The 8,519-nt window shown below is 63.2% G+C and carries 9 protein-coding genes and 1 pseudogene; 4 read left to right on the forward strand and 6 right to left on the reverse strand.

Annotated features, from left to right (window positions below; translation table 11 throughout):
* Together ABJF10_RS26465 and ABJF10_RS26470 are read left to right on the forward strand one after the other, a co-directional pair.
* A pseudogene (locus ABJF10_RS26465) lies at nucleotides 1–834 on the forward strand (hypothetical protein); the annotation flags it as partial.
* 256 nt (nucleotides 835–1,090) lie between these two features.
* Nucleotides 1,091–1,480 (forward strand): hypothetical protein, encoded by a 390-nt coding sequence (locus tag ABJF10_RS26470; RefSeq protein WP_348547630.1) that lies wholly within the window; start codon nucleotides 1,091–1,093, stop codon nucleotides 1,478–1,480.
* Between the two features lie 7 nt (nucleotides 1,481–1,487).
* On the opposite strand, the gene ABJF10_RS26475 is transcribed toward ABJF10_RS26470, so the two are convergent.
* Nucleotides 1,488–1,943, reverse strand: a complete 456-nt coding sequence (locus ABJF10_RS26475; RefSeq protein ID WP_348547631.1) for a tetratricopeptide repeat protein — start codon at nucleotides 1,941–1,943, stop codon at nucleotides 1,488–1,490.
* Nucleotides 1,944–2,045: 102 nt separating this feature from the next.
* On the opposite strand from ABJF10_RS26475, the gene ABJF10_RS26480 reads away from it, so the two are divergent.
* Nucleotides 2,046–2,384, forward strand: coding sequence for a hypothetical protein (locus tag ABJF10_RS26480; protein WP_348547632.1), 339 nt, complete (start codon nucleotides 2,046–2,048; stop codon nucleotides 2,382–2,384).
* On the opposite strand, the gene ABJF10_RS26485 is transcribed toward ABJF10_RS26480, so the two are convergent.
* The 3 genes from ABJF10_RS26485 to ABJF10_RS26495 are packed head-to-tail and all read right to left on the reverse strand — an operon-like array spanning nucleotide 2,381 to nucleotide 4,767.
* Nucleotides 2,381–3,124 carry a lysophospholipid acyltransferase family protein gene (locus tag ABJF10_RS26485; RefSeq protein WP_348547633.1) on the reverse strand — a complete coding sequence of 248 codons (744 nt, stop codon included), beginning with the start codon at nucleotides 3,122–3,124 and terminating at the stop codon, nucleotides 2,381–2,383. The genes ABJF10_RS26480 and ABJF10_RS26485 overlap by 4 nt on opposite strands.
* Nucleotides 3,124–4,089, reverse strand: coding sequence for a phosphatidate cytidylyltransferase (locus tag ABJF10_RS26490; RefSeq protein WP_348547634.1), 966 nt, complete (start codon nucleotides 4,087–4,089; stop codon nucleotides 3,124–3,126). Before ABJF10_RS26490 ends, ABJF10_RS26485 begins: the two co-directional genes overlap by 1 nt.
* 3 nt (nucleotides 4,090–4,092) lie before the next feature.
* Nucleotides 4,093–4,767 carry a CDP-alcohol phosphatidyltransferase family protein gene (locus ABJF10_RS26495; RefSeq protein WP_348547635.1) on the reverse strand — a complete coding sequence of 225 codons (675 nt, stop codon included), beginning with the start codon at nucleotides 4,765–4,767 and terminating at the stop codon, nucleotides 4,093–4,095.
* Between the two features lie 190 nt (nucleotides 4,768–4,957).
* On the opposite strand from ABJF10_RS26495, the gene ABJF10_RS26500 reads away from it, so the two are divergent.
* Entirely contained in the window at nucleotides 4,958–6,994 is a 2,037-nt protein-coding gene (locus ABJF10_RS26500; RefSeq protein ID WP_348547636.1) for a protein kinase, read from the forward strand.
* A gap of 695 nt (nucleotides 6,995–7,689) precedes the next feature.
* On the opposite strand, the gene ABJF10_RS26505 is transcribed toward ABJF10_RS26500, so the two are convergent.
* Both ABJF10_RS26505 and ABJF10_RS26510 read right to left on the reverse strand, forming a co-directional pair.
* The gene (locus ABJF10_RS26505; protein ID WP_348547637.1) at nucleotides 7,690–8,088 is read right to left on the reverse strand and encodes a hypothetical protein; all 399 of its coding nucleotides are present in this window, start codon (nucleotides 8,086–8,088) and stop codon (nucleotides 7,690–7,692) included.
* 183 nt (nucleotides 8,089–8,271) lie between these two features.
* On the reverse strand, nucleotides 8,272–8,519 hold a 248-nt coding region (locus tag ABJF10_RS26510; protein WP_348547638.1), incomplete at its 5' end, for a dihydrofolate reductase family protein.

The raw sequence follows: 8,519 nt of genomic DNA on the forward strand, positions 1-8,519 counted from the left end.
CGGGAAAACAAGGTGAATGTCGCCCGCGTCCACATCACGCAGGCCCGCCAGTTGGCGCCGGATTGGGTGGCGGCAGCGCATCTGGAGATCCGGATGGATGCGATCCACCAGCGCAAGGCGCGGGAGGCGTGGTCCCGCATCCGGCGTCTGGAGGAGACTCTCGCCCTCGACCCGCAGAATGCGGCGGTCCACACCACGATCGGCGAGATTTACCTCACCGAGTTGGAGCGCCCGCGCGAAGCGGAACGCTTCTTCCGGCAGGCCCTGTGCATCGATCCGGCGAACAAGGACCGCCAGACCCGCCTCCTCGATGCCATCCGTGCGCGCAGCCTTCTCTACCGCACCCTCTCGCTGCCCATGCGAGCCGTGCGGCATGTGGTCACGTCGCTCCGCCAGGGACGCCTGCGACTCATCTTCCTGATCGTGGCCGTGAAAGCCTTTCTCATCTTCGCCGCGTGGGTCGTCGTCGTCGGGGTGTTCTTCACGCCCGCAGCCTTCATCTACGAATGGCTGGTCATGGCGGACGTGATGCGCACGCGCCCCCTGCCCCGCTGGCTCGGCCCGCTGGCCGCGCCCTTCGGCTGGCCGCATTGGATCCGCATGTCCATCTGCTTGGGAATCATCATCGGCGCCTGGCTGCTCTTTTTCACCAAGGTCTGCCACTTGCCCACGGTCGAGTCGCTGGAAATCATGAGCGCCATCTTCGGTTTTCACTTTGTCGCCGTCGCTTTGCTCGTCGGCTTGCGCCGGTTGCGGGCGCGAATCGGGCAATGGCAGGATCAGCGCCGTCGCGCCCGCGAGGCGCGATTCACCGTGCAATCCAGCATGGCCTGATACTCGGGGCACGTGCCGGAAATTTGACGCGGGCGGAATCGGTGCGAGATTGCTCATCCCCGCGCATCATGGCAATCGGAGCTGGGGCTCTGGCGGATGATAGCCCGTCTGTGGGTTCGATCCCCGCGTTGCCACCTTTTCTCGTTCGGTCTTCTCCACCGAGTTCATCACAGGTTCATGCCCAGGGCATGACATACGTAATTACTCTATTGAATGCTGGACTATTGACCGATTCCAGCATATCACGCGCGCCCACATGGATTCGCCACTGGAATACGAGATCGATCTCGCGCGCCGCTGCGTGGTAGTCACCTACTACCATCAGCCCACGTTCGCGGAATGGGTGGACACCATGGAGTTCATTTTCGACGATCCCAAGTATCAACCGGGTCTCGGCATGTTGATGGATCGCCGCTTTTTGCTGGCCCCAGCCACGACCGAATACATTCACCGCATGGTCTCCTTCGTCGAAGAAAGCCATAGCCGGACCGGCCGGGCGCGCTGGGCGCTCCTGGTCGCCGATATCGGGTCATATGGCATGGCCAGAGTGGCTGAGCAACTGGGAGGCAGGCATTTGATTCGCTCTTTCCGCGTATGGGAGGGAGCGCTGGCCTGGCTGGCGGCCCCCGCGGATGGATCGAACTGACCGTTCGTCAGCGCGCCGGGCTGCTGCTGGCGATCTTCTTCGCGCGACGGAAAGCCTCGATGGCTTTCTTGTTGTCACCCTTTTTCTCGTAAAGAGCGGCCAGGTTCTGCCAGGCCTCGGTAAAGGTCGGATCGGATTTCACCACATCCTGAAAGGCTGCAATGGCCTCATCGTCCTTGCCGGCATTCATGCAAAACTGGCCACGCGAAAACGCCTCGGCGACGTGAGCGAGTTTGTCACCCTCGGCCATGCCGGTGTTCAAACGCTCGGACTGGGCGGGCTGCTGGGTCACAGCACCCGGAGGCGGACCCGGGAGGCGCACCAGCTCGGGCTTTTTGGCCAGGGCGACGCCCATGGATTGGCCGGGAGGGACATGCGTGACTTCGATATGTCCGCAAGCCCCGAGAGCCAGTGCGGCACTGGCCACGGCGGCTGCTCGGAGGAATGGGACTTGAAAAGCCATAATCGTTATCAAAGTGAGATAGCACAAAGCCTGCCTGCCTGCCGAGATTTTTTGCTCTGTCTCGCTCGACAGGTTGGGGTTCACGGGCTCTAGTGCGGCCCCATGCCGGGCCGCAACCTCGCCAAACCTTTCGCCATCGCTGGATTCATCCTCGCGGAAATCTACATGCTTTTCACGGTGCTGGGGCACTACGGACACGAGACGCAATTGCTCCCCGCACCGCCCCTCGCCGAGGCCGTGGCGGTCCCGGCGGGCACACCCCCACCACTGAGCGCCAAGATCACGCGGGTCGTCGTTTGCGCCGTCTTTTTCGGTCCGTTTGGTGCGCTCGTGGGAACCGGAGTCGGGCTGCTGGTCAGCGGATTGCGCGGCGACTTTCGCCAGAAAAACGATGGCTCCCCCACCCCGCAGTCGCCGGGCGCAAACTCACCGCCGCGTTAGGATTGTGGGCCGCCGGAAAATGGAGCGCGGTCCCGCAAAGCAGTCACGGCGGCTTCCAGTTGGGCGGCGATTTCCTGCCAGCCAGCCCGCTCATTTTTAATTGCAGAAAATTGCAACGGCGCGCCGATGCGCAGGTGCAGCGGCAGCGGTCGCGGCAGCTTGCGATCGGCGGGACAGGCCGCATGGGCGCCGTGCAAGTAGCAAGGAACCACCGGCACTTCGGACCCGGCCACGATCATGCCAAGGCCCGGCTTGAAGCGCCCGAGATTGCCATCCCGACTGCGGGTTCCTTCGGGAAAGAGCACATAGATCGTGGGCTCGGAAATGAGGCGCTCGCGGAGTTGCTGCATGGCGTGCGGGCCGCAGCTCTTTCGCCACATGGGCAGTGCGTTGAGCATCATCGCGGAGAAAAGAGCGACAGCAGGTGTCTCAAAAAACACATCTCCCGCCGCGATGGGAAAGGCGAAGCGGCGCAAGGGCCAGGGCAGCGCGGCAGCGAGCGTGATGGCATCGAGGTGGCTGCTGTGATTGGCGACCATGACGAACGACGGACTCGCCGGCACGTTCTCCACGCCCTCCACGCGCAAGCGATGATAGCCGCGCAAGTAAGCGCGCACCGCGAGGCGCCAGGCGCTCTGGGTGATCGTGGCCCCGAGGCCTGCCTCACGGCGCAGGCTGCGCAGGCTTTCCTCGGGTTTGAGGCCGTGGTCGCCGGCCGGCTTGTATTGCCAGTCTTCCATCAATGCCCAGTGAGGCCGCGGACCGCCTGATCGAGGCCGAGTCCGAGGAAGTAATTCACGTAATGAAACATGGCGGGGCCGACGAAGATCAGGCTGTCGAAACGGTCGAGCAGCCCGCCGTGACCGGGGATGGTGACGCCGAGGTCCTTCACCCCGAGATCGCGCTTGATGCTCGACATGACGAGATCACCAAACTGCCCGGTGAGCGAGAGGAGCAGGCCCATCGCAATCAGGTGCACAGGCTGATCGAGCACGCTGCCTCGGACAATCGCGTGCACCAGCGCAGCGAACAAAGCCGTGGTGAGGATGGCGGCGCCGATCGCCCCACCGATGGTTTTGTTCGGGCTGGTCTGCGGGGCGAGTTTGCGGCGGCCGAAGAGCTTGCCCGTGCAATAGGCGAAGACGTCGTTTAGTTCCACGCAAAGCAGGATGGCGACGAGGAAAGCCTGCCCGGCCTTGTCATTCGCGAAGTAGCCGAAATGTCCCAGGCACACGCCGAACAGTGAGAAGGCGAAGATACCGAGAGCAACGCGCTGGATGTAACCTTTTGGCTGGTCGGCAAAGAGCGCGATGATGACGAGCAGCGAGATGGTCAGCGAACTCAGCGCGACGAAAAAGCCATACCATTGATCCGCCGCGGCGAACGTGAGCAACACGATCCCCAACGCCACGACCGCGCTAATGGCGCGATAGCGGAACATCCCCGTCGCCCGCGCAAACTCCCGATAGCAGGCCAGCGAGAGCACACCGACGCCGATGATCGCGGGCAGACGCCCGGCAAGTAGCGGGCCGACCATGAGCGGGGCAAGGAACAGCCAGGACTTGTAGCGCGTCCACAGATCGTTGCGCAGCGTGGGCGTGAGCTTGCCGGCTTTGTCGAGCAGCAGGAAAAGCAGTGGTGTGATAGCCAGCGCCGCGGCAATGCCGGCAGCGATCCAAAAGGCGACGGGGTGCAATCCAAACATAGATCAGTGAGCTTTCTCGCGGAGCAGCGCGGCGAGGCGGGCGAGGCGGCGCCACGCAGTGAAGACGCCTCCGACAATGATGACGACGAGACCGGCTTCGATGATCGTAAACAGAGGTCCGCCGGCCATCATCCCCCATGCGGTCCATGGGAACACCGCGGAGAGCACACACGCGACGGTCGTCACCGCCATGCGCTGTTGTTTGGCTTGCGGGCCGAGGAATATCTGTCCGACGCCCACGCTCGCGCCGAGGGCGCGAATGTAGGCGACGAAGACCGCCACCAGAGCCGCGCCATAGCCCAGCACCGGAGCACTGCCGAGCGCATAACCGGCACCGATGAAAATAGCCGCGTCGGAAACGCGATCGGGCGCTTCGTTCCAGAGATCGCCGACCGGTCCGCCCTTGCGACCTTCCACGGCGACCATGCCGTCGAGCAAGTTGGCGATGAGCCGCAACTGGATGCAGACCGCCGCACCGAGCCAGCAGGCGCGCACCGCCCAGCCTCCGAGATGCGACGTCGCGGCGAGCGAGGCGCCGGCCAGGCAACCGAAGACGATGCTCATGAAGGAGATGCCGTTCGGCGTGGCGCCACTGCGGGCCAGCCAGGCGGCGAGGTTTTTGAAGAAAGGCCAGTCCCGCGTCTTGAGCGGACGACGGCCCGAGGTCTCGATGGGCATCGCTTAGATTGAGTTCATGGACAAAGAGGAGCCAGTCTAGGGTGGTGCTACGGAAGTTCGAGACATAAAGCGTCCGGCGCGTGGGTCGACGCGGGCCTTCGGGCGGCACGGCCCAGCCACATTCCTCATTCCCCGACCCCGCCAAAAATGGTCGCGTTTCCCCCGTCATTTTGCCTACCTTGCGTCTCCAATGACCCTCCAAGGGCAAACACTGGGAGAATTCGAAATCCTTGAGGCCTTGGGCCACGGAGGGATGGGCGCTGTCTACAAGGCCCGGCAGCTCTCCTTGAAGCGGCTGGTCGCCTTGAAAACTTTGCAACCCGCCGTGGCTGACAATGAGGCTTACATCGCCCGCTTTCGGCAGGAGGCGATCGCCGCCGCCGCCCTCAACCATCCCAATCTCGTCCAGGTTTACTCGGCCGGTGAAAGCGACGGTCTCCACTGGTTTTCGATGGAATACGTGGAGGGAGAATCGGCCCGGGGCAGGCTGAAACGCGAAGGCCGCATCGAGCCGCGGGAAGCCATCACCATCGCCATCTGCGTGGCCACCGCACTCCAGTACGGCTGGCGCAAAGCTTCCTTGATCCACCGCGACATCAAGCCGGACAATATTTTCCTTTCGCGCGACGGCGAGGTGAAGCTCGGCGACCTCGGGCTGGCCAAAAGCGGGGCGGAAACCAAGGGCCTCACCGCGACCGGGAATTCGATGGGCACGCCCTACTACATCAGCCCCGAACAGGCGCGGGATTCAAAGAGCGTCGATTTCCGCGCGGATATCTACAGTCTCGGATGCACCCTCTTTCATCTGGTCAGCGGGAGCCCGCCCTTCGATGGGTCCAGCGCCGCCGCGATCATGCTCAAGCACATCACCGAGCCGACGCCGAGTTTGCCAGCCGTGTGGCCGCAATGTCCGCCCCGCCTGGGCGAGGTCGTCGGGAAAATGATGCAGAAAGATGCCGGCGCCCGGCAGCAGGATTATGAAACGCTGATCACGGATTTGCGGCGGGCGTATGCCATGCCAGCCGCCCCCCCGTCGCCGGGCGTGCCCGCGCCGCCCGCCCGGCCAGCACCCGCTGCGGTGGTTGACGATCACCGGCACGGCACCTACGTGATCGATCTTGACCTCGAAGCGTCCGCCGTGTCCGACCCGGCATCCGCACCGCCCGGGCGGCCTGAGCCGCCCGTTCCGGTGGCCAGCGTTGACGAGAGCGTCATCTCCGCGATCGAGGCGGACCACGCACCACCCGCGCAGCCCCGACCCGATTCGGCATCGACGCCCGAGTGCGAGACGGTGCCGTCACCCCGCAAGAAAAGTCCGCCACCCGTCTCGGCGAGTGAGGTCGACCCCGCAGCGCCGACCATGCCCCCATCGGGACCGGAGTCCCTGCCGCCCGTCCAGCCCGGACCGGCTTCGGCCGGGAGCGGTGCATTGCGGCTCGTCACCCCGGTCGAGTCCGACCCCGCAGCGCCCATGGTCTCCGGCCCCGTCTTTATCTCCCCAGCGGTTTCGGCGCGCAAACCGCCCGGCTCGGATACCCCTCGAAAATCCTTCCCCCTCGGCAAAATCACCGTCGCCCTCCTCCTCGTCATCGCCGCCTGGTTTTACATTTCTCACCACGGCATAAAGTCGTCGACGGACGACCCCGATGACCCCGCGGAGGCTCCGAACCCGGCGAGTATCTGGCGGGACTGGGTGCTCGAGAGTCGCCGCGATGGTTACTTTCTCTACCATCGGGAATTGGTGGATCAGAAGACCGATGTGCTCTTTCAGAAACGCGCCGAGGCCAATTCCCAGGAGACCTTCCGCAACGGAAAAATCCGCGTCCGCTGCGTCATCCCACCTCCCAATCTCCCCGCCCAATACGTGCAATTCTACGTGCGCATGGCCCCGGATGCCAAAGGGGTGATACGGCGCTACGAAACCTATCTCACGCACGACACCATCGTCTTCGCGCTCAACGATTCGGCGCAGGGCGTTCGCGAAATCGCCCATTGGCCCGTGCCCCCCACTCCGCCCCTGCCGATTGACATCGTCATGGAAATCGAAGCGAAAAAAGATCGTTTCACCGTCTCCCTCAACCGCATGGTCGTCGGCACCGCCCAGGACGACACCATCCCCGGCGCGGGCACTTTCGGCGTCGACGGCCCCGCCGAGACGCGCCTCACCACACTTTCCTTCATCAATCTCGATCCCACCCCGCCCGCCGTTTCGCCCACTCCGAAGTAACTGGCGTTTGGCGATCGATCCCCTCTATTCCGAAATAGCCCCGTCTGCCTTGGGTTCGATGCCAGATATTGAGCCGCCGATCACACACACGCATGACAAAGCAGGAATACATTTCCAGACGGAAGGCCATGGGCCAGAGCTTCATTAAATGGATGATAGGTTGGCTCGTCGTGTTCCTTTGTCTCACCCTCGGGCCTCAGTGGCGTTATTTCGAGCAGTATAAGGAGTGGAAATGCGTCTTCTGCGCTGGCATGGCGGTCATCCTCGGGGGCATGGCAATGTGGTTGGGTTGGTTTGTCAAGCGCCAGCAGCAACGGTTTGGAATTTCGTGCCCAAGTTGTGGTGGGACGCAGATCCACTTCCGAGTCGTCACCACCACTGGGCGTTGTGAACATTGTGCAGCAACTATCTTCAGTGAAACGAAAGCAGCCTGAGCTTACCTTTGAATTACAACAAATCGTGACAGTTCACCAGCTATCAAACTATCGAGGTTTTCGGCTGCTTTAATACCAGCTCTACGCAGTGTTCGCCCCCTCGTTACGAAAGTGAGGCTTTCGTAACGCACCTGTGCGGCTGCGATTCCATTGCGTGGCGAGGGGTAGCCGAAAATGCGCCGTCAAGTATCAAGAGTTGCACCCGTTCACTTCCCGTTCCCGTTCCCGACGTTCCCGACGTTCCCGACTGCTTTGCGCAACCTAACACTCCATCCCGGCCCAGACTTCTTCGATGGGAACGAGGCGGGTTTTGCGCAGCGCGCCGCCGAGGTACGCGCAGAGGCGGCGGTCGCGGCGACGATTCCTGCGCCTCGGGTTGCCGAGCGTGCAGAGACGTGACTCCCGCCGGCCCCGGTCGCAGTCACAAGCGATTTCGTAGATCATTCCACTGACCATGCCACGGGCCTGGAAGCCGCTGCCGTGGCAGAGAAGACAGAGAGGTGCCTGGGCCGTGGCGGGTTCGATGCCGTAGGCGAGGTGCAGCCGTTCGGCGTAGGTGAGCGCAGAGGGCTCGGCAAGGCCGCATCGTTCTGCGTACTCCTGGAGACCGACGATGGAGGAACGAAAGCGGGGGCTGGCGTTGGCTCCAGAGGGTGGCATGCCTTATTCTCTCCCATCGGCCAGCCTGGTCAAACCTTCTGCGTCCGCCGCGGATCCTAGACCGGGCGGGAAACCACTCGGGATGCGCTGCGAAGAAAAACTGCGGGGCGACTTCTTCTTCGACGCGCCCAATTCCGGCCTGCCGCCATTCCTCGGCGGTGCCCTTCAAGCGTTATCGGCCAGTCACGATTTGTCAGGTTCGGTTCGCACCGGTCCAATGTGTCGATAGGTGTTGATCAGCGCGCCCGTGGGCGTGGCTTTGGTGCTGACGAGAGCGAGTTCGCGCGGGGCAGCGCTGTCGGAAAAGCAGCGTTTGCCCTGGCCCAGCAAGACCGGGTAAACAATCAGCACCACCTCGTCGACCAGTCCCTGCTCCAGCAGCACGGACGTCAGCGTCGAACTTCCCCAGACGATCAGGTCAGGGCCGTCCT

This window comes from Chthoniobacter sp., assembly GCF_040003245.1.
Taxonomy (GTDB): domain Bacteria; phylum Verrucomicrobiota; class Verrucomicrobiia; order Chthoniobacterales; family Chthoniobacteraceae; genus Chthoniobacter.

Coding starts and splice junctions, on each gene's coding strand:
- ABJF10_RS26480 (WP_348547632.1), top strand. CDS start 2,046: ATGCCGGGCCGCAACCTCGCCAAACCTTTCGCCATCGCTGGATTCATC.
- ABJF10_RS26505 (WP_348547637.1), bottom strand. CDS start 8,088: ATGCCACCCTCTGGAGCCAACGCCAGCCCCCGCTTTCGTTCCTCCATC.
- ABJF10_RS26500 (WP_348547636.1), top strand. CDS start 4,958: ATGACCCTCCAAGGGCAAACACTGGGAGAATTCGAAATCCTTGAGGCC.
- ABJF10_RS26495 (WP_348547635.1), bottom strand. CDS start 4,767: ATGCCCATCGAGACCTCGGGCCGTCGTCCGCTCAAGACGCGGGACTGG.
- ABJF10_RS26475 (WP_348547631.1), bottom strand. CDS start 1,943: ATGGCTTTTCAAGTCCCATTCCTCCGAGCAGCCGCCGTGGCCAGTGCC.
- ABJF10_RS26490 (WP_348547634.1), bottom strand. CDS start 4,089: ATGTTTGGATTGCACCCCGTCGCCTTTTGGATCGCTGCCGGCATTGCC.
- ABJF10_RS26470 (WP_348547630.1), top strand. CDS start 1,091: ATGGATTCGCCACTGGAATACGAGATCGATCTCGCGCGCCGCTGCGTG.
- ABJF10_RS26485 (WP_348547633.1), bottom strand. CDS start 3,124: ATGGAAGACTGGCAATACAAGCCGGCCGGCGACCACGGCCTCAAACCC.